This is a genomic window from Stenotrophomonas sp. STEN038 (assembly GCF_056759895.1).
Genome location: NZ_JBRRDW010000016.1, coordinates 24,036 through 44,517 on the forward strand (window position 1 = coordinate 24,036; position 20,482 = coordinate 44,517).

16 protein-coding genes are annotated in these 20,482 nt (G+C 64.1%); 13 read left to right on the forward strand and 3 right to left on the reverse strand.

From position 1 onward, the window contains the following. The first annotated feature begins 13 nt into the window (after window positions 1-13). From ACVOLS_RS08685 to tkt, 9 genes are all read left to right on the forward strand, one after another. Entirely contained in the window at window positions 14-1,918 is a 1,905-nt protein-coding gene (locus tag ACVOLS_RS08685; protein ID WP_481545300.1) for a type IV pilus secretin PilQ, read from the forward strand. Window positions 1,919-2,019: 101 nt separating this feature from the next. Next, on the forward strand, window positions 2,020-3,039 hold the full coding sequence (locus ACVOLS_RS08690; protein WP_481545301.1) for an AAA family ATPase: 1,020 nt from the start codon (window positions 2,020-2,022) through the stop codon (window positions 3,037-3,039). Window positions 3,040-3,106: 67 nt separating this feature from the next. Continuing rightward, a complete protein-coding gene (locus ACVOLS_RS08695) occupies window positions 3,107-4,039 on the forward strand; it encodes a DUF58 domain-containing protein (protein WP_481545302.1) in 933 nt (310 codons plus the stop codon). After that, window positions 4,039-4,491: a DUF4381 domain-containing protein gene (locus ACVOLS_RS08700; RefSeq protein WP_481545303.1), complete on the forward strand. Its 453-nt coding sequence runs from the start codon at window positions 4,039-4,041 to the stop codon at window positions 4,489-4,491. Before ACVOLS_RS08695 ends, ACVOLS_RS08700 begins: the two co-directional genes overlap by 1 nt. Continuing rightward, window positions 4,491-5,489 (forward strand): vWA domain-containing protein, encoded by a 999-nt coding sequence (locus tag ACVOLS_RS08705; protein ID WP_481545304.1) that lies wholly within the window; start codon window positions 4,491-4,493, stop codon window positions 5,487-5,489. The genes ACVOLS_RS08700 and ACVOLS_RS08705 overlap by 1 nt, the downstream gene beginning before the upstream one ends. Further along, window positions 5,486-7,297, forward strand: a complete 1,812-nt coding sequence (locus tag ACVOLS_RS08710) for a vWA domain-containing protein (protein ID WP_481545305.1) — start codon at window positions 5,486-5,488, stop codon at window positions 7,295-7,297. The genes ACVOLS_RS08705 and ACVOLS_RS08710 overlap by 4 nt, the downstream gene beginning before the upstream one ends. Beyond that, window positions 7,294-8,973, forward strand: a complete 1,680-nt coding sequence (locus tag ACVOLS_RS08715; RefSeq protein ID WP_481545306.1) for a BatD family protein — start codon at window positions 7,294-7,296, stop codon at window positions 8,971-8,973. Before ACVOLS_RS08710 ends, ACVOLS_RS08715 begins: the two co-directional genes overlap by 4 nt. A gap of 58 nt (window positions 8,974-9,031) precedes the next feature. Further along, a complete protein-coding gene (locus ACVOLS_RS08720) occupies window positions 9,032-10,339 on the forward strand; it encodes a dicarboxylate/amino acid:cation symporter (RefSeq protein ID WP_481545307.1) in 1,308 nt (435 codons plus the stop codon). Between the two features lie 185 nt (window positions 10,340-10,524). Next, the gene (gene tkt / locus ACVOLS_RS08725) at window positions 10,525-12,531 is read left to right on the forward strand and encodes a transketolase (RefSeq protein ID WP_481545308.1); all 2,007 of its coding nucleotides are present in this window, start codon (window positions 10,525-10,527) and stop codon (window positions 12,529-12,531) included. 348 nt (window positions 12,532-12,879) lie between these two features. Here tkt and ACVOLS_RS08730 read toward each other — a convergent pair whose 3' ends face one another. Then, window positions 12,880-14,838, reverse strand: coding sequence for an acetyl-CoA hydrolase/transferase C-terminal domain-containing protein (locus tag ACVOLS_RS08730; protein WP_481545309.1), 1,959 nt, complete (start codon window positions 14,836-14,838; stop codon window positions 12,880-12,882). Window positions 14,839-14,956: 118 nt separating this feature from the next. Here ACVOLS_RS08730 and ACVOLS_RS08735 point away from each other — a divergent pair, with 118 nt between their 5' ends. From ACVOLS_RS08735 to ACVOLS_RS08745, 3 genes are read left to right on the forward strand one after another with little or no spacing between them, the layout of a single operon-like run. Next, complete coding sequence (locus tag ACVOLS_RS08735) at window positions 14,957-15,331, forward strand: BlaI/MecI/CopY family transcriptional regulator (protein ID WP_481545310.1); 375 nt, start codon at window positions 14,957-14,959, stop codon at window positions 15,329-15,331. After that, complete coding sequence (locus tag ACVOLS_RS08740; protein ID WP_481545311.1) at window positions 15,318-16,943, forward strand: TonB family protein; 1,626 nt, start codon at window positions 15,318-15,320, stop codon at window positions 16,941-16,943. The genes ACVOLS_RS08735 and ACVOLS_RS08740 overlap by 14 nt, the downstream gene beginning before the upstream one ends. Continuing rightward, window positions 16,936-17,517, forward strand: a complete 582-nt coding sequence (locus ACVOLS_RS08745; protein WP_481545312.1) for a hypothetical protein — start codon at window positions 16,936-16,938, stop codon at window positions 17,515-17,517. The genes ACVOLS_RS08740 and ACVOLS_RS08745 overlap by 8 nt, the downstream gene beginning before the upstream one ends. 36 nt (window positions 17,518-17,553) lie before the next feature. Here the strand turns inward: ACVOLS_RS08745 and ACVOLS_RS08750 are convergent, their stop codons facing one another. Then, window positions 17,554-18,378, reverse strand: coding sequence for a S1/P1 nuclease (locus tag ACVOLS_RS08750; RefSeq protein WP_481545313.1), 825 nt, complete (start codon window positions 18,376-18,378; stop codon window positions 17,554-17,556). A gap of 129 nt (window positions 18,379-18,507) precedes the next feature. After that, window positions 18,508-19,155, reverse strand: coding sequence for an OmpW/AlkL family protein (locus ACVOLS_RS08755; RefSeq protein ID WP_481545314.1), 648 nt, complete (start codon window positions 19,153-19,155; stop codon window positions 18,508-18,510). 209 nt (window positions 19,156-19,364) lie between these two features. Here ACVOLS_RS08755 and gap point away from each other — a divergent pair, with 209 nt between their 5' ends. Next, window positions 19,365-20,366, forward strand: coding sequence for a type I glyceraldehyde-3-phosphate dehydrogenase (gap, locus tag ACVOLS_RS08760; RefSeq protein WP_057629111.1), 1,002 nt, complete (start codon window positions 19,365-19,367; stop codon window positions 20,364-20,366). Window positions 20,367-20,482 lie beyond the last annotated feature (116 nt).

Below are 20,482 nucleotides of genomic sequence, written 5' to 3' on the forward strand. Positions count from 1 at the left end.
AGGGGATAGCACGATGACTTTTACCAAAGCCCTGAGCCTGCGTCCCAACCGGCGCCATGCACTGGTCCGCGTCTGCGCCCTGGGAGTGGCGTTGGCAGCGGTGTGCGGCTCTTCTTACGCAGCACAGCCGGTTACGGGTGTTGGCGGCGCAGCCGCAGCCTCGCAGCAGGCGGTGAAGGCGGTTTCCGTAACCAAGATCGACTTCAAGCGCGGCGATGATGGTGCCGGGCGGTTGATCATGCAGTTCGACGGCCAGGGCGCGAGCCCGGACCTGCGCAACCAGGGCAACAATGTCGTGATCGATGTTGGCAACGCCGTGTTGCCGGCCGAGCTGCAACGCCCGCTCAATGTTGTTGATTTCGCCACGCCGGTACAGCGCATCGATGCCAAGCCGTCCGGGCAGGGTTCGCAACTGGTGCTCAGCACCAATGGCGCATTCGATTCGCTGGCCTATCAGTCCGGCAATGAGTACGTGGTCGAGATCACTCCGCGCCAGGCCGAGGTGGCTACCGGTGCGGTGACCTCCAGGACGGTTGCGCAGGCGGCCGCCACGGTGGCGGCACGTGGCTACAGTGGCCGTCCGGTGACCTTCAACTTCCAGGATGTGCCGGTGCGCACGGTGCTGCAGTTGATCGCCGAGGAGTCCAATCTCAACGTGGTCGCCTCCGACACGGTGCAGGGCAATGTGACCCTGCGCCTGGTTAACGTGCCGTGGGACCAGGCACTGGACATCGTGCTGCGCGCCAAGGGCCTGGACAAGCGTCGTGATGGTGGCGTTATCTGGGTTGCACCGCAGCCGGAGCTGGCCAAGTTCGAACAGGACAAGGAAGACGCGCGTATCGCCATCGATAACCGCGTTGACCTGATTACCGACTACGTGCAGATCAACTACCACAGCGCCGAGGCGATCTTCAAAGCGCTGACCGAGGCCAAGGGGATCGGCAACAACAACAACAATGGCGGCGGCGGTGGTGGTAACGGTAACAGCACCGAGCAGGAGAACGGCTTCCTGTCGCCGCGTGGCCGTCTGGTAGCCGATGAACGCACCAATACGCTGATGATCAGTGACATCCCGAAGAAGGTCGCGCAGATGCGTGAGCTGATCGGGGTGATCGATCGGCCCGTGGATCAGGTGCTGATCGAAGGCCGTATCGTGATCGCTACCGACACCTTCGCCCGTGACCTGGGTGCCAAGTTCGGTATCGGTGGCACCCGTAGCTACAACAATGGCAGCAACGTCGGCACGATCGGTAGCGGCACCAGCGGTACTGGCAACGCAAGCCGCGGGCTCAATGTCAGCTTGCCCGCCGGCACCTTCACCAGCGTCAAGGCGGGTGAGGCTCCGAGCATCGCCTATACGCTGCTGGGCGCGAATTTCAACCTGGACCTGGAGCTTTCCGCGTTGCAGGAAGAGGGTCGTGGTGAGGTCATTTCCAACCCGCGCATCGTCACTGCCAACCAGCGTGAAGGCGTCATCAAGCAGGGTAAGGAAATCGGCTACGTCACCATTACCGGCGGTACCGGTGGTACTGCGGCAACGCCGAATGTCCAGTTCAAAGAGGTGCTGCTGGAGCTGAAGGTCACGCCGACCATTACCCAGGACAATCGTGTCTTCCTCAACATGAATGTGAAGAAGGACGAAATCGACTCCTACCTGGAAGTAGCGGATTTTGGTGTTGTCCCGATCATCAATCGTCGCGAAATCAACACCGCGGTTCTGGTGGACGACGGCCAGACCGTTGTGGTCGGCGGCGTGTATGAGTTCAATGACCGTACCAGTATCAGCAAGGTGCCGTTCCTGGGTGACATCCCGTTCCTCGGCAACCTGTTCAAGAAGCGCGGTCGCTCCAAGGACAAGGCTGAGCTGCTGGTGTTCGTGACTCCGAAGATCCTGCGTGTAGCCAAGGCTGCCAGGTAAGCGGTTGTTACAACTAAGGAAAGGGGCCGCTATAGCGGCCCTTTTCCGTTTACGGGATGGCGTTTGGAACCATTTCATCGCGGATCAGTCAAACTGCGCCTATGAACCTGCCTCCCGTGCTGCCCAATCAAGACGATGCGCCGGTCCGCGACAGCGGCCTGCATCAGGAATTCACCGCGCTTCGTGACGCCCTGGCCGGCGAGATTGTCGGCCAGTCAATGCTGGTTGAGCGGTTGCTGATCGCGTTGCTGGCGGATGGCCATCTGCTGGTGGAAGGCGCGCCTGGCCTGGCCAAGACCACCGCCATCCGCGCCTTGGCCTCGCGCATCGATGCCAGCTTCGCGCGTATCCAGTTCACTCCGGATCTGCTGCCCGCCGACCTTACCGGTACCGATATCTGGCGCTCGCAGGAAGGTCGCTTCGAGTTCCAGGCCGGGCCGATCTTCCATCCAATCCTGCTGGCCGACGAAATCAACCGTGCACCGGCCAAGGTGCAGTCGGCCCTGCTCGAAGCAATGGGTGAGCGGCAGGTGACAGTTGGACGCAACACCTATCCGTTGCCTGACGTGTTCCTGGTGATGGCCACGCAGAACCCTATCGAGCAGGAAGGTACCTTCCCGCTGCCGGAGGCGCAGCTGGACCGTTTCCTGATGCATGTACGCATCGGTTACCCCGACGCCGGCGCCGAAACCGAGATTCTTCGGTTGGCGCGTGAGCGCGCTTTGCGCGCGATGCGGCCGCAGCAGGTGGCTATCGAGAAGATCTCGCTGCAGAAGATCGAGCAGGCGCGCCGCGAAGTGCTGGAACTGCATATGGCACCGCAGTTGGAGCGCTATCTGATTGCGCTGGTGCTGGCCTCGCGTGACGCCAACGCGTATGACGCTCAGCTGGCCAAGCGCATTGCCTGGGGCGCAAGTCCTCGCGGCTCGATCGCGCTGGAGCGCTGCGCGCGTGCGCGCGCCTGGTTGACCGGCCGCGACTACGTCACCCCTGACGACATCCGGGCGGTGGCAGCCGACGTGCTGCGCCATCGCGTGCTACCCAGCTACGAGGCTGCGGCCGAGGGCTGGGATGGCGAGCGCCTGGTGGCGGCGCTGCTTGAATGCGTGCCTCTGCCCTGAGGCTGGGTGTGATGACTGATGCCCATGATCGGATGATCACGAGGCCGCGTTTGCACGCGGGTCAGCGATGAGTGCGCCGGTAGCCAGGCAAGCGCAGACGATTGCGGCCGTCCAAGACGGTATACGTCCGCAATTGGCCGAACTGATTGCGCTGCGCGGCGCTGCCAACGGCGGTCGCAAGGCTCGCCGCGGGCACTACGCGGTCAGCGGCCGCGCCGCATCGATGCTTCGTGGCCGTGGCATGGAGTATGCCGAGTCGCGTGAGTACGTGCCCGGTGACGACGCACGGCATATCGATTGGAAATTGACCGCACGTACCGATGCCACCCACACCAAGACCTTCCAGACCGAGCGCGAACGGGTCACCTTGTTGATTGCAGATACGGCTGCGCCGCTGTATTTCGGTACGCGCGTGCGTTTCAAGTCGGTGCAGGCTGCGCGCGCTGGTGCGGTGGCTGCATGGTCGGCGCTGCGCGATGGCGACAGGATCGCGGCGTTGCGGGGTTCCGCGCAGCAGGCGCTGGTGCCGCCGGCCGGTGGCACGCGTGGTGTGTTGCGGGCATTGGATGCACTGGTACGTTGGTATGGCGAGCGGCCAGTTGATGATGGCGGATTGCAGCTGGCGTTGGAGCAGGCTGCACGGGTATTGCACCCTGGCGCGCGTGCGGTGGTGTTGGCTGATCCCGCCAGCGCGCAGGCCGTGCCGGCCGTAACCTGGTCGGCGCTGTCGATGCATGTTGAAGTGGAGTTGCTGTTGTTGCTTGATCCCCTGGAGATTTCGCCGCCGCACTGTGTATTGCCGCTTGCAACACGGTCCGGTCGAATACAACTGGATCTGACTTCATCGGCCGTGCGCGACGCATGGCACGACGCCTTGGTCGCTCCGGTCGAAGACCTGTGCCGGCAACTGCCGGGTCGCCGTATCCGGGTCACTACGTTGTTGAGCGACGATGCCAGCGATGCCTGGCTGGGAGTAGCGCCAAACCGGAGCGTGGGCTGATGGCTGCGCAACTGCCGCTGCGCGATGTGCACTTGCCGGCAGCGCCGGGTTGGTGGCCGCTGGCGCCGGGTTGGTGGCTGCTGATCGGCGTGGTAACGCTGGTTGCCGTGGTCGTGCTCGCTATGTACTTCATTCGTCGGCGCCGATTGCAGCGCTGGATGAGCCTGTTTGACCGGCAACTGCAGGCGGCAGCGCAGGGGCCAGCCAAGTTGGCCGCAGCCTCGGAGCTGCTGCGTCGCGCTGCGCGACGGCTCGATCCGCAGGCGGTGCAGTTGCAGGGCGAGGCGTGGCTGCATTTTCTTGATGGGCCCAAGGGCGATGACTTCAGCAGCGGCGACGGACGCCTGCTGCTGGACGGGGGCTTCCGTCCACAGCTTGAAGGTGCGCAGGTTGAACGTGCCTGCAAGTTGGCTCGGAACCGTTTCCTGCAGTTGATGGCCGGACAGCGCTGATGCAGCACATGATCTCCGAATGGACGGGCCTGTTGCCGGATTTCGCGTGGCCGTGGGCATGGCTCGCGCTGCCATTGCCGCTGTTGATGCTGCTTTGGCCGCTGCGCGAACAAAGTGGCGCATCCTTGCGTGTGCCCTACGAGCCATCGCGCTTGCAGGGCCAGTCGCCCTCGCGTGCCGGTGCAGTGCTGCAGACGTTGCTGCTGTGGTTGGCCTGGTTGTGTCTGTGTGCCGCATTGGCGCGCCCGCAGCAGCTTGGTGAGCCGATTGAGCCTCCGCGACAGGGGCGGCAGATGATGCTGGCGGTGGACTTGTCCGGCAGCATGAGTGAGCCGGATATGCAGCTTGGTGGCCAGGTGGTGGACCGGCTCACTGCTGCCAAGGCGGTGCTGGCTGACTTTCTTGAGCGCCGCGAAGGCGACCGCATCGGTCTGCTGGTGTTCGGCCAGCGCGCGTATGCGTTGACGCCGTTGACCGCCGACCGTGCCACGGTGCGCGATCAACTCCGCGACAGCGTGGTGGGCCTGGCCGGACGCGAGACCGCATTGGGCGATGCGATCGCGCTGTCGGTGAAGCGCCTGCGCGAGCAGCCGCAGGGGCAGCGCGTGCTGATCGTGTTGACCGATGGTGTGAATACGGCCGGCGTGCTTGAGCCGCTGAAGGCAGCCGAACTGGCCAAGGCCGAAGGTGTGCGCGTCTACACCATCGCCTTTGGCGGCAGCGGGGGTATGTCGCTGTTCGGCGTGCAGTTGCCCGGTGCCGACGATCAGGTCGATGAAGCCACCTTGACCAAGGTGGCCGACGAAACGGGGGGCCGTTTCTTCCGTGCCCGCGACACCGATGAGCTGGTCAACATCTACGCTGAACTGGATCGGCTGGAGCCAGTGAAGGACGCCGGGCCAGCGGTGCGCCCGCGTATCGAACGCTATCCATTGCCGTTGGCGGTGTCCCTGTTGTTGGGGATGCTGGCACTGGCTTGGCGGGGGCTGCGGCAATGATCAATTGGCAGGATCTGCACTTTCTGCGCCCGGAGTGGTTGTGGGCCTTGTTGCTGGTGCCGGCTGCGCTGGCGGGCAGTTGGTGGCGTCGTCGGCGCAGTGCGCGTTGGCACGATGCGGTGGACCCACATTTGTTGACGCAGCTGCTGAGCGATGGCGGCAAGCGCGGTTGGTGGGGCAGCGTCGTACTGGCATTCGGCCTGGTGCTGGCGGTGCTTGCCCTGGCTGGGCCGAGTTGGCGTCAGCTGGAACAACCGCTGTGGGAATCGAAGACGCCGTTGGTGATCGTGATGGACTTGTCCAGCAGCATCCGCGCCACCGATCTACCGCCGTCGCGTCTGCTGCAGGCACGGGCCAAGCTGGCCGCCTTGCTGCGCGAGCGCAAGGGCGGCGAAGTGGCCTTGGTCGCCTTCGCCTATGAGCCATTCACCGTGGCACCGCTGACCGATGACGCAGCCAACGTCGCGCTGTTCCTGGATGCCTTGGCACCCGAGGTGATGCCGGCCGATGGCCAGCGACCGGACAAGGCATTGCGCTGGGCTGGTGACCTGTTGAAGCAGTCCGGCGCGCGCAACGGCGAGATACTGTTGCTGAGCGATCACGCTGACGCAGCGGCGGTTGCCGAGGCTGGAAAACTGCGCGTCGCCGGTTATCGGGTCTCGGCGATCGGTCTTGGCAGCCTGCAGGGCGCGTCTTACCGGGATCCGCGTGGGGCGATTGAACAGGCGCATCTGGATGAAGCGTCGTTGCGCGCACTGGCTGCGGCCGGCGGTGGCGGCTACCAGCGTATTGCCACCACCTCGTCGGACCTGCAGGCCCTGGGCGTGTTGGAGCCGCAGGCCGGCGCACAGGATCGCGAGTTGCAGGCCAACGCCGGCAAGCAGTGGCAGGACGAAGGCTATTGGTTGTTGCCGCCGTTGCTGTTGCTAGCGCTGTTCGCATTCCGGCGCCCGCGTCGGGTGCTGCCGGTACTTGCGCTATGCCTGATGCTGCCTGTGCTGCAACCGGCCCATGCAGCAGAGCAGGGCGGCTGGTGGCAGCGCGCCGACCAGCGCCAGCACCAGCGTCTGGGCGAAGGTGTGGAGGCCTACCGGCTCGGTGATTTCGCCACCGCGCAGAAGAAGTTCGAAGGCATCGACAACGATCAGGGCTGGTACAACCTGGGCAATGCGCTTGCCCGCCAAGGCAAGTACGACGAGGCCATCGCTGCCTATGATCGCGCCTTGAAGGCGCATCCCGGCATGCAGGATGCGGTGGCCAACCGTGCCGCGGTGGATGCCGCGCGCAAGCGCAAATCGCAGCAGGGCCAGCAAGGCAATCAGCAGAATCCGTCCAAGCCGCAGCAGGGCAAGGACCAGCCTGGGCAGCAGAGTCCGCCGCAGAACGGCCAGCAGAATCCTTCGCAGCAGAACCAACAAGGTCGGCAGCAGGGGCAGCACGGCCAGCCGCAGCAGGGTCAACAATCAAGCCCGTCGCAACAAGGCCAGCAGTCCCCTGAGCGCAATCCGCAGGCGGATGGCAAGTCGTCATCCGACAAGGATCAGCAGCCGCCACAGGGTGAAGATGCCGGCAGGCAGCAGCAGGCCGATCAAGCCCAGAGTCAGCGCATGGCCGAGGCCATGCGTCAGCAGCAGGCGCGCGAAGGTGAGCAGCAGAACGCGGCTGCGTTGGCCGCGATGACGCCTGCGCAGCGCGAGCAGCAACAGGCCGTGGAAGCCTGGATGCAGCGCGTGCCGGATGAGCCTGGCGATTTGTTGAAAGCGAAATTCCAGCTCGAATACGAGCGACGGATGCGGGAAAAGCGATGAGAAAGAATCACACAGGCAGCGCCATGCGGTTGTGGCTGTTGCTCGGCCTGTTGGCGGTCACTGGCCTGTTGCAGGCACAGACGCGTGCCTGGTTGGACCGGGACAGCATCAAGCAGAATGAATCGGTCACGCTGACCATCGAAACCGACCAGTCGGGCAGCCCGGACTATGCACCGCTGGAAGCCGACTTCGTGCTGGGTGCACAGAACAGCAGCCGCCAGCTGCAGATGGGCGGTGGCGCCTCGCGCAGCTACGCCCAGCATGCGGTTGCGCTGACGCCGCGCCGCACCGGCATGCTGGACATCCCGGCGTTGCGCGTTGGCGGCGGCAGCACCACGCCCTTGCTGGTGAAGGTGGTCGAGGCACCGGTCGCAAGCAGCGACGGCAACGCCTTGGCCTTCATCGAAACCGAGGTCGATGACAAGCAGCCCTACGTGCAGCAGAGCGTAGGCGTGGTGGTTCGGTTGTACTTCGCCACCCAACTGGCGTCTGGCGAACTGGTGCTGGATACCCCCGCCGCGGCGTCGCTGCAGCGCATTGGCGATGACCGCACCTCCGTCCGCGAAGTCGGCGGACGCCGTTACAACGTGGTCGAGCGCCGCTTCCTGTTGATTCCCGAACGCAGCGGTCCCTTGCAGATTGCCGGTGCCCGTTTCAGCGGGCAGGGTGCAGGTGGCTTCTTCGATGATTTCTTCGGCCGCGACAATGGCCAGCTCAGTGCCCGTGGCCCCGACCAGACCTTGCAGGTGCGCGCGACACCGGCCGATGCGCCGCAGCCGTGGTTGCCGCTGAAGAGCCTGCAATTGCGCTATACCGCCGCGCCCAACAGTGGACGTACCGGTGAAGCCATTGCCATTGAAGTGGAGGCGATTGCCAACGGGGCTACCAAGGCCCAGTTCCCGGAATTACCGGTGCCGTCGCTGGGCGACAGCGCGCAGGTGTTCGCCGAGCCACCGCAATACGATGAAACGTTCGAGGGTTCCAGCCCACAGCTGAAGTTGACCCGGCGTTATTCGATCGTGCCGCAGCAGACTGGCGCGCTGACCGTGCCAGGTATCCAGATGCAATGGTGGGACGTTGCGGCAGGGCAGGCGCGCACTACCTCATTGCCGGCGTTGTCGTTGCAGGTTGCTCAAGGGAGCAGCAGCGGCATGGTCGCGCCGCCACTGGTACAGCCGGCAGCGGCCGGGTCTGCCGCAGTGGCTGCCGGCAACGCCCTGGCGGCGTCGCCGGACGGCGTGAACCCGTGGCTGTGGCCCGCGCTGGCGGCCGGTTTCGCTTTGTTGTGGTTGGCCACGCTGATCTGGGGGCTGTCGCGTCGCCATGCCCCGGCAGTGACCCGCAACGGGCCTGCAGCGCAATCTGCCAGCGCTGCCTCGCGCTACAGCACGGCAGACCTGCGCCGCGCCTTGGACGCGGGCAGTCTGGACGAGGTTGCGCACATCCTCGCCGCGATGGGCGGAGTGGATGGTCTCGACGCGGTGTTGCAGAAACTGGATGACCCGGCACAAAGCGATGCGCTGCAACGCATGCAACGCGCCCGCTGGGGCGGCGAGGGCGACGTGAGCGCCGCGCGTGCGCAGCTGCGTGAGGTATTCAAGGCCGGTCCGCGCTGGCGGCAAACCGCAGTGGTGGAAAAACCGTTGTTGGACCCTCTCTATCCAGAACAAAGCTGAAAAGGGCGGTTGTACATCGTCTGTTAAGCTGACCCATTCTCTGGAGGGAAACCCACTTATGGCCAATGCAGCCAAGACCACCGCCAAAATGCCGTTCCACTGGAAGATAGGGATCGGCTTCGGCTTCGGTCTGCTGCTGGGCCTGATCGTGCACTTCGTCAGCCCTGACGCGGCGTGGGTGCACGGGGTGACCACCTACTTGACCACGCCGGTTTCCGGGCTGTTCCTGAGCCTGATCTTCATGCTGATCGTGCCGCTTATCTTCTCGGCGCTGGTGATGGGCGTGTCGGAGATGGGTGACATCCGCTCGCTGGGGCGTATCGGCTGGAAGTCGCTGGCCTACACCATCGTGCTGTCCGGTGTAGCGGTCTTTATCGGCCTGGTACTGGTCAATCTGTTCCAGCCCGGCGCCGGTGTTGACCCGAATGTGGCCGCCAAGCTGCTGGCCGAGAATGCCGAGCGCAGTCAGGCGATCGTGGCCGGTGCAGGCACCGCGCCCAAGGGCCTGGACATGCTGCTGTCGATCGTGCCCAACAACGTGCTTGACGCTGCATCGGACAACGGCAAGATCCTGTCGCTGATGTTCTTCGCATTGATGATGGGTATCGGCATGGTGCTGTCGCCGCCCGAAAAGGTCGCCACGCTGCGCAAGGCCATCGAGGGCCTGTTCGAAATCTCGATGACCCTGATCAATCTGGTCATCCGCCTGGCGCCGTACGCCGTGGCCTGCTTCATGTTCAATCTGGCGGCCATCTTCGGCTTCGACCTGCTGGTCAAGCTCGGCGCCTATGTGGGCGTGGTGGTGCTGGCGCTGGCGGTGCACATGTTCGTCAGCTACGGCATCGCGGTGAAGCTGGCCGGGCGTTCGCCGATCAAGTTCTTCCGTGAGACCCAGGAAGCCACGGTGATGGCATTCTCCACCGCGTCCTCCAACGCGACCCTGCCGACCGCGCTGCGCGTGGCTGACCAGATGGGTTTCCCGCATAAGGTTTCGCGCTTCGTGTTGACCGTGGGTGCTACCGCCAATCAGAACGGCACCGCGCTGTTCGAGGGCGTGACGGTGATCTTCCTGGCGCAGTTCTTCGGCGTGGACCTGAGCATCGGCCAGCAGTTCATGGTGATGGTGGTCTGCATCCTCGGTGGCATCGGTACCGCCGGTGTGCCGTCCGGCTCGCTGCCGGTGGTGGCGCTGATCTGTGCCATGGTCGGCGTCAATCCGGCCGGTATCGGCCTGATCCTGGGCGTTAACCACTTCCTGGACATGTGCCGCACCGCGCTGAACGTGACCGGTGACCTGGCCCTGACCACCTTGGTGGCACGTGGCGAAAGCGACGACAGCATCGGCCGGCATCACCCGCAGGAGTGATTGCTTCCCGGGCGCTGCAATGAGAAACGGCCACCCTGTTCAGGGTGGCCGTTTTGCTAGGGCATGTTCCTGTCAGGCGAAACCAATACGAACTACCGTCAGCTTTTACGGACTGATCCCGGCGGTAGCTTGTGGGACAATAGGCCGCCCGCAGTTCCGCGGGAGCCTCCTGATTCTGACGACCCATGACGCAGCCCACCCGCCGCCAGTTGGCGAACGCCATCCGTTTCCTTGCCGCTGATGCGGTAGAAGCCGCCAAGTCCGGTCATCCCGGCATGCCGATGGGCATGGCCGATATCGCCGAAGTGCTCTGGAACGACTATCTCCGTCACAACCCGAACAACCCGAAGTGGTTCAACCGCGACCGTTTCGTGCTGTCCAACGGTCACGGCTCGATGCTGCACTACGCGCTGCTGCACCTGAGCGGCTACGACCTGCCGATCGAAGAACTGAAGGCTTTCCGCCAGCTGGGCAGCCGCACTGCCGGCCACCCGGAACGTCATGAAACCCCGGGCGTGGAAACCACCACCGGCCCGCTGGGTCAGGGTCTGGCCAATGCCGTGGGCTTCGCGCTGGCTGAGAAGCTGCTGTCGCAGCGTTACAACCGTCCCGAGTTCGAAGTCGTCGACCACCGCACCTGGGTGTTCATGGGTGACGGCTGCCTGATGGAAGGCATCTCCCACGAAGCCGCATCGCTGGCCGGCACCTGGGGCCTGGGCAAGCTGGTCTGCTTCTGGGATGACAACAACATCTCCATCGACGGTGAAGTGGAAGGCTGGTTCACCGACGACACCCCGGCACGCTTCGAGTCCTACGGCTGGAATGTGGTGCGTGGCGTCGACGGCCACGATCCGGAAAGCATCAAGGCCGGCATCGAGCAGGCGCTGTCGCAGTTCGACAAGCCGACCCTGATCTGCTGCAAGACCACGATTGGTTTTGGTTCGCCGAACAAGGCGGGCCAGGAATCCAGCCACGGCGCACCGCTGGGCAAGGATGAGCTGGAAGCCACCCGCAAGGCGCTGGACTGGCCGTACGGCCCGTTTGAGATCCCGGAAGAGATCTATGGCGGCTGGCGCGCTGGCGGCACCGGCACCCTGCGCCAGGCCGAGTGGGAGCAGCTGTTCGACAAGTACGCCGCACAGTTCCCGGCCGATGCCGACGAGCTGACCCGCCGTTCGCACGGCGAGCTGCCGGCGGACTTCATTGCCCAGGCCGATGCCTACATCGCCCAGGTGCAGGCCGAGGCGCCGAACATCGCCTCGCGCAAGGCCTCGCAGAATGCCATCCAGGCCTTCGCACCGCTGTTGCCGGAAATCATCGGCGGCTCGGCTGACCTGGCCGGCTCCAACCTGACCCTGTGGAAGGGTGCGCAGACCGTGGTCGGCGAAGACCCGCATGCCAACTACGTGCACTACGGCGTGCGTGAGTTCGGCATGAGCGCGATTGCCAATGGTCTGGCCCTGCACGGTGGTTTCCTGCCGTTCGACGCCACCTTCCTGGTATTCAGTGACTACGCCCGCAACGCGCTGCGCATGAGCGCGCTGATCCCGGCACACGTCATCCACGTGTTCACCCACGACTCGATCGGCCTGGGCGAAGACGGCCCGACCCACCAGCCGGTGGAGCATGTGTCCTCGCTGCGCTACATCCCCAACAACGATGTGTGGCGTCCCTGCGATGCGGCCGAATCGGCGGTCAGCTGGAAGGCTGCGATCGTCCGCAAGGACGGCCCGAGCTGCCTGATCTTCAGCCGCCAGAACCTGGCCCCGCAGCCGCGTACGGCCGCGCAGGTGCAGCAGATCGAACGCGGTGGCTACGTGTTGGCTGACGCCGCCGGTACCCCGGACGTGATCCTGATCGGCACCGGTTCGGAAATTGGCCTGGCCGTAGCTGCCAAGGCCGAGCTGGACGCTGCCGGCATCAAGACCCGTGTGGTATCGATGCCGTGCACCGACGTGTTCGATCGCCAGGACGCCGCTTACCGCGAGTCCGTGCTGCCGAACGCCGTGCGTAATCGCGTGGCTGTCGAAGCCGGCGTCACCGGTTTCTGGCGCCAGTACGTGGGCCTGGACGGTGCGGTCATCGGTCTGGACACCTTCGGCGCATCGGCCCCGGCCGACAAGCTGTACAAGCACTTCGGCATCACCACCGAAGCGGTTGTGGCAGCAGCCAAGGCGCAGATCACGGGCTGATAGCCTCACATCGCAAGATTGGACAAAGGCCGGGGAAACCCGGCCTTTGTTTTTGCGTCGCGGCAACTGTAGTGCCGAGCCATGCTCGGCAAGGGGCTTTCCCAGCGAAAGGCCAACCCCTCCCCAACCCACCCCCTTCGCTGCGCGAAAGGGAGGGAGCCGGTCTGTAGTGCCGAGCCATGCTCGGCAAGGGCTTTCCCGGTATCCCCGCCTTTGTGGAAGCGGCGTCAGTCGCGAAGCTGACAACAGATGAAGCTGACGATAGCCAAGGGTTATCAGCTTCGCGGCTTACACCGCTCCTACTAAACCCAGGCTTCCCGGCGTGCGATCAGGTTGCGATGCACACCATCAAGCTTTCCCCGCAGTCCGCGCCAGACCAACCCGCAACAAGCCCGCATTGAGCCGCTCGCCAAAACTGGCAGGCCGCTCCAGACCCATCCGCTGCATATACATCGCATCGTTCTCGGCGGGCGCTTGGCGCAAGGCTGCGACTACGGTGCGCAGCTTCCCCATAGGCGTCGCAGTCTCCGATTTCAGCCAACCCAAGGCCCGCACCAGATCCTGCTCGACGGCATCGAAATCACTGCCGAGTGGATAGTCGGGCAGGCTGCCATCGGCGCGGAACGGGGCCAGCGTTGCCTTGAGCAGCTCGACGCGATTCTGTTGCCAATGCGCGGGCGCAACGAAGTTCGCAGCCAGCTTCTTCGAGGTTTTGGCTTGCTCCAATAGTCCCGGTTGGAACGCAGCATCGGTGATGCTGCTCATCGCGACCACGCAGTCCTCGTCGGTCATGTTGCGAAGGTCGGCAATGCCATATTCGTTGACGAAAACATCGCGCAGGTGGCGCGGAATGGTGGTGTGCCCGTAGTTCCAGCGAACGTTGGATTGCGGCTTGCCACCATCTTCGCGGGTCGCGCGGAACATCAGGATGCTGCGCGCATCGGGCAGGGCATGCGCCATCGCCACGAAGTTGTACTGGCCGCCGACGCCGGAGACCACGCGGCCATCTTCCAATGCATCCGATGCCGCCGCGCCGAGTGCGCTGGCGATCATGCAGGAGTTGAAGAACCGCGCATCGCGGCGCTGCAGGCGTTCCAACGCTTCGTTGCCGCCATAGAGCTGGTTGATCTCACTGATGCGGCGCATGCCGATGGCGGCGCGTTCGGCATCGGGGAGATTGCGCAGCCAGTCGTAGAACTCGGCTGAGCCCAGATAGAAGGCGCCATGCAGGTACTCGCCTTCGCGTGCAAGTCGGCCGCGGTCACCGTTGCTGGCAGTGCCGTCGGCCAGGCGCTGCATCAGGCCGAGATCGTCATGCACCTTGCGCCAGATCACGCCGGTCTGCACCAGCTTGCGGAAGCCTTCGTTGAGCATCTCGCTGCAGCCGTACAGGCCGATCTCGAACGGCCCAAGTCCACCTGCTTCATGCACCAACGGGTGCTCGGCGATCTGCGGATCCAGCGCGTGCAGGATCTGGCGGTAGCGTGCGTTGTCGGTATGCCGCAACACCAACGCATGGCTGAGTGCGTCGGCAAGTGTGCCGATACCGATCTGCAAGGTGCCGCCGTCGCGCACCAAGGTGCTGGCGTACAGGCCGATGGCGTAGTCGGCATCGCTGACCGGTTGCCGCGGCAGGCCAAACAGCCGTGGGTAGGGACCGGGCGGGGTGATAACCAGATCGAAGAATTCCGGATCAACGGCTGCAGTGCCGCCCAGCCACGGCAGCTGAGGATCGATCTCGGCGATCAAGAACGGCTTGGGCAGGCCGCGCTTGGCGATGGCATCGAGCGTGTCCTGGGTGATGTCGTTGTTGCACGACAGCGACAGCTGATTGCTGCCTTCGCGATAGGCCACTTTCTGCACGATCGCATTCGGTGCGCGTTGCGCCACTGCATCGGCCGCATGCGTGTAGTTGAGGCTGGTGTAGTAACGCTGCGCCTGCGACGAACGCAGCAGCGCACCGGACTGCATGTAGAACTCTTCCACCCGCACATGCGCCGGCAGCCCATCGCGGACGATGGCGTCGGAGTAGGCAAGACGCGGGAAGTCAGTGCCGAAGTGGCGCTCGACGAACGGGCGCATGAAGCGCGCTTCCAGTCCATCGCCCTTCGCCTTCGGCGGGTTCAACGACAAGGCGGTGTACAGCTGCAGCGGCCGCGCCGGGTCATGTTCGATACGCGCGTACAAGGCATTGAGCAAACGGTGGGGTTTGCCCAGTGCCAGTGGTGCGCCGATGCGCAGTGGGCCTTGGATGTTGCTCAGCAGCCAGTCCACGGCGGCGTCGAGGTCGGTCACGTGATGGGGCATGGTGTCCGGTATCTGCGGGGGTATTGGCATTACAGCATGTCCCCCCTGAATCACTTGGTGAGGGCTTGACAAGGCTTTCGTTTACTCGTGTAATCGTAAAAAATTACAGGCGTAAACGATGATCCGTATCAGCGAGGCCGAGGCCGTTGTCATGGAAGTCCTGTGGGGTCAGCACCCGCTGTCCGCCGACGAGGTCATCGCGCGACTGCCCGGCGGCAATGACTGGGCCGAAGCTACGGTCAAGACTCTGCTCAACCGTCTGCTCAACAAGGCCGCCATCAGTGCAACCAAGGACGGCCGGCGCTTCCTGTACACGCCGTTGGTACAGCGCGATGCCTGGTTGCTGGAAGAGAGCAGCAGCCTGATCGAGCGCCTGTTTGATGGCCGGGTTGCGCCGCTGGTCGCCCATTTCAGCCAGCACCAGCGGCTCAGCCGCGAAGACGTGGCCGAGCTGCGCAAACTGCTGGAGGGGCTCGACGATGAGCAGCACTGAGATCCTGGCGCTGTTGTTGAAGACCACCTTGGCCAGCAGTGCGGCGGTTGCGCTGGCACTGATCCTGCGCAGGCCCTTGCGGCACTGGCTCGGGGCAAGTGCTGCTTACCTGCTGTGGCTGCTGTTGCCTGTGACCCTGCTGGCCGTGCTGTTTCCCGCGCCACAGGTGGCGCCCGTGCCGATGCGGGTCAGCGATGTCGCGGTGCAGGTCGGGCAGGCAGTGGTTGCTGGTCCTGCGGTGATTGCGCATTGGCCGCTGTGGCTGTGCTGCACATGGTTGGCCGGGGGGCTGTTGATGGCAGTGCATCTGTATCGCCAGCAGCGGAGTTTCCAGCGCGGGCTGGGGCGCCTCAGTCAACGCGATGACGGGCTATGGCAGGCACAGGCCGTGGCGGGCTTACCTGCGGCTATGGGATTGCTGCGACCGCGGATCGTGCTGCCGGCCGGTTTCGAAGAACGCTATCTGCCGATCGAGCAGCAACTGGTGTTGCTGCATGAGCGCGTGCATCTGCAACGCGGCGACATCGCGATCAACGCATTGCTGGCGCTGTTGCAGTGCCTGTACTGGTTCAACCCGTTGTTGTTGTTCGCCTTGCGTTGCTGCCGCGAAGACCAGGAATTGTCCTGCGATGAACGTGTGATCGCCCGCGTATCGGGCGCACGCCGCAGTTACGGCGAGGCCATGCTCAAGACCGGGCTGGCCGCGTCCCCGTTGCCGGTGGGGTGTCACTGGCAGAACCATCATCCATTGAAGGAGCGTATTGCCATGTTGAAGCGTCCCGTACCGGGCAGGAAGCAGTGGTGTGCCATGTTGGTGCTGTCGGTGGGCTTGTCGTCCGCTTTCGGCTACACCGCCTGGGCCGCGCAGCCGGGCAAGGCGGTGTCCACATCTTCGTCGACGTCCACATCGTCTTCTTCATCGACCTCGACGACGACCGGCAAGGGCACGGTCTATGCCACCTTCGTGGAAGCGACGCTGGAAGGCACCAAGCAGCGCTTTGAGCTGCAGCAGTCGGCAGGCACGCCGTTCTCTTTCAGTGCCAGCTCGGACAAGGGCGTGCAGTGGGCAGCGGAGTTCACCTTGCAGCCTGCCGCCGACGGCATGCTCACGCTGAAAGGCACGGTGAAGGCGAATGGTGATCTGATCTCGTCGCCGACGTTGCTGATCAAACCTGATGTGGCAGCAGGTATCGAAGTGTCCACCGCAGACGGGCGCTCAACCTGGGGGCTGGAGCTGCGATCGATTGCCCTGGCGGCTGGAGATCCGGCCATCGTATCGGCAGCATCCGGCAAGACCGAACAGGTTGCCTTGCAGAATGCCGGGCGGATGCCGCCGCCCAGCTATCCGCGCGCTGCGATCGACAGCCGCACCACGGGCAAGGTAGTGCTGCGTATCGCGGTGGATGCCGAAGGCCGGGCGACCGACGTGGTCGTTACCGAGGCGCATCCCAAGGGCGTGTTCGAGGAAGTGTCGATTGCCGCTGCAAGGCAGTGGCGTTTCACGCCGGCGATGAAGGATGGCAAGCCGGTCGCCGGCCTTATCCGCGTACCGATCTCGTTCGATATGGATGATGAGGAAATGCATTACTCCGAAACCCAGAGCAATGGCTGAGGTGCGTGGTTATGCGGTGATGCTGCTGGTGTTGGTGCTTGCAGGCTGTGCGACGCAGCCGCAGAAAGAGCAGGCGAGCAGCAGTTTCAACCTCAACCAGCACCGGCAGATGCTGACGCCGGAATCTTCCGGTGGTGCAGGCGAGATACAGCCCTATCAGTTGGCCGCCACGGAAAGCTTCCGCATGCCGGTTGCCGTAACTGCCGATGATCCAGTGTTGCCGTCGGAGTACGCAAAACGTTCGCTGGATGCCACCACGGTATGCGTGAATGTCATCCTTGATGCGCAGGGGCGAGTGGAACGCAGCGCGCCGCTGTTGGCGCATTCGGCGTGTGGCGCGGGAAGTGACGCGGCCAACGCAGGCCTGCTGCAGGCGGCGCTGGTAGCCACTTCCGGTTGGTCGTTCGAGCCGGCTGCCGTCTGTCATTACGCTGCGGGTGTGCAGGCGCCGTCGAACGGAGACTGCAGTAACGCCTCACGTATCGAGGTAGTGCCGGTAACCCTGGTCTATGCCTTCACTTTCGAGGTGATTGAGGGCAGGGCAATGGTGCGGCGCGAGGACGCCTTGCACTGAACATGCGCCTGCACGTGGTGCAGGCGCGTTGATTGCTCAGGGAGTATCGAGCAGTTGGTTCAGCAGCGCAGCCAGCTGTTCGCCGCCCAGACGAAGCTGTGCTTCGGCGACCGGTTCCCACACGGCGGTGTAACGCTCGTCGATCTTGTGACCGTCAGGGTACAGGCCTTTGCGGGTGGCGATGCGGCAGGTCTGCTCGGCCCACAGGGCGGGATCGCGCTGCAGGTCCGGTGTGCGCACACCGCTGGGGGCCGGCAGCGCCTGCAGGCGTTGCAGGAACTGGTCGTCGTTCAGCTGCAGCGGATAGAACATGCCGCTGTCCCATACCGAGTGCAGATTGGTACCGCGCCCGTTGAACTGCAGCTGGTAGTTGTTCCCGCCGCGGTCGTGACCATAGCCGGCGTGCAGGGGTTGGTGCAGGTCGCCGACCAGGTGCACGACGAACTTGAGTGCCTGCAGGCGTTCGGCGTCGCTGAGCCGGCGGTTGGCCAGGATTTCACTTTGCTGCTGCAGGGCGCCCACCACGCAGTTGCCGTTGCGGCAGTGCTTGGTAGGGGAGAAGTTGCAGCCGTCTTCAGCCATGTTGACGTAGTGCCAGCCGGCCGACTTCTTGCCCAGATCGGGGTCGTTCGCGCGCAGTTGGTCTGCCCACGGCGCGATGCTGCTGAGGCTGGCGCCGGGCTCGCTTGCCAACAGTCGATCGATTTCGGTCTTGGCCTGGGGGTCCAGGCGGGTTTCGGCGACCCGTGCGACCAGGCGGTGGCCTTGCGAGCCCCAAGCCAGTGCCTGGCCGGGGAGGGTTGCGGAGACAGCGATGGCGATGCCCAGTGCCGGCATCAGGAGACGGTGGAGCTTGTTCATGCCGCCATTCTAACGGCTGTGCTGCCATCGGCTACGTGCGCGAGAAGGCGAAACACCCCCCCCGGTTGTGGCCGGGGGGTGTTCGCTGGGGGAGGACAATATCTACTTGCCCAGCAACTGCGGCCAGTCTCAGAACTTGAAGACGTATGCCACGCCGTAGACCAGCGGATCGATTTTGGCGGTGCCCAGCTTGTTGCCGTTGACCTTCACCTTGGTGTCGATGTCGGCCCAGCGCATGTCAACGCGCAGCGCGCCCTTGTCGCTGACGGCGAAGTCCAGGCCTGCGTGGGCAGCCAGGCCCCACGAGTCTTCCAGCTTGAGCTTGGTGCCAGCCAGCGCGCCCTTGCTGTCGGTGCTGAAGAACTTGGTGTAGTTCACGCCCAGGCCGACGAACGGGGTGACCTTGCTGCTGTTGGCGAAGTGGTACTGCAGCGAGACCACCGGCGGCAGCTGCTTGGTTTCGCCGACCTTGCCGACGCCGTCGATGCTGACGTCGTGCTTGAACGGTAGCGCTGCCAGCACTTCGATACCGATGTTGTCGGCGACGAAGTACTCAAAGGTGACGGTCGGCTTGACGTCGCTATCGACCTTGGTGGACAGCTTGCCCAAGCCCAGCGCGGCGCCATTCAGATCGCCGGCATCGGACTTCGGGTCAACCGCGTGGACGCCGACGCCCAGGGTCCAATCGCCCTTGGACTGGGCCATGGCGGGGGCGGCGGCAGCCAGGGACACGGCGGCGGCCATGGCGGAAAGCAGCAGGGCGGAGGTCTTGCGCATGTGTAATTCCGTTACTTGGTGGAGGTGGCACCAGTGTCCGGATGGCGCCCGGGGGGCGCTTTGATCCTGATCAAACAGGGGTTTGCGCTCAGCTGGCGCTCAGCTGCGGTGGTAGGGCAGACGGCCACGGAGCGGGCATGGGTCCTGCTAGAATGGCGTCCCCTTTCCACCCCGCCGCAACGGCTTTGCGGCTGCAGGAGCTTGTGAACATGGCAATCAAGGTCGGCATCAACGGTTTCGGTCGCATCGGGCGCAATGTGCTGCGTTCGGCAGTGTTGAACTTCGGCAACGACATCGAGATCGTGGCCATCAATGATCTGCTGGAGCCGGATTACCTGGCTTACATGCTCAAGTACGACTCCGTGCATGGCCGTTTCAAGGCGGACGTGGAAGTGTCGGGCAGCGACCTGCTGGTCAACGGCAAGAAGATCCGCCTGACCCAGGAGCGCGACCCGGCCAACCTGAAGTGGGACGAAGTGGGCGTGGACGTGGTGATCGAGTCCACCGGCCTGTTCCTGACCAAGGAAACCGCGCAGAAGCACCTCGACGCAGGTGCCAAGAAGGTGATCTTGTCGGCCCCGTCCAAGGACGACACGCCGATGTTCGTGTTCGGCGTGAACCACAAGACCTACGCTGGCCAGAGCATCGTCTCCAACGCCTCGTGCACCACCAACTGCCTGGCCCCGCTGGCCAAGGTCATCAACGACAAGTGGGGCATCAAGCGTGGCCTGATGACCACCGTGCACGCTGCCACCGCTACCCAGAAGACCGTTGACGGCCCGTCCAACAAGGACTGGCGCGGCGGTCGCGGCATCCTGGAAAACATCATTCCGTCCTCCACCGGTGCTGCCAAGGCCGTGGGCGTGGTGATCCCGGAATTGAACAAGAAGCTGACCGGCATGAGCTTCCGCGTGCCGACCTCGGACGTGTCGGTGGTCGACCTGACCGTCGAGCTGGAGAAGGAAGCCACCTACGCTGAAATCTGCGCCGAAGTGAAGGCACAGAGCGAAGGCGCGCTGAAGGGCATCCTCGGTTACACCGAAGACAAGGTGGTTGCCACCGACTTCCGTGGCGAGACCCACACCTCCGTGTTCGATGCCGAAGCCGGTATCGCCCTGGACAGCACCTTCGTCAAGCTGGTCAGCTGGTACGACAACGAGTGGGGCTACTCCAACAAGTGCCTGGAAATGGTGCGCGTCGTCGCCGCCTGATCCACGCAACCGCTGTAAACAGAACGGGCGCCGAAAGGCGCCCGTTCTGCTTTTGTAGAGCCCTCCCTTTCGCCGTAGGCGAAGGGGAGGGTTGGGAGGGGTGCTGTTGCTACTGC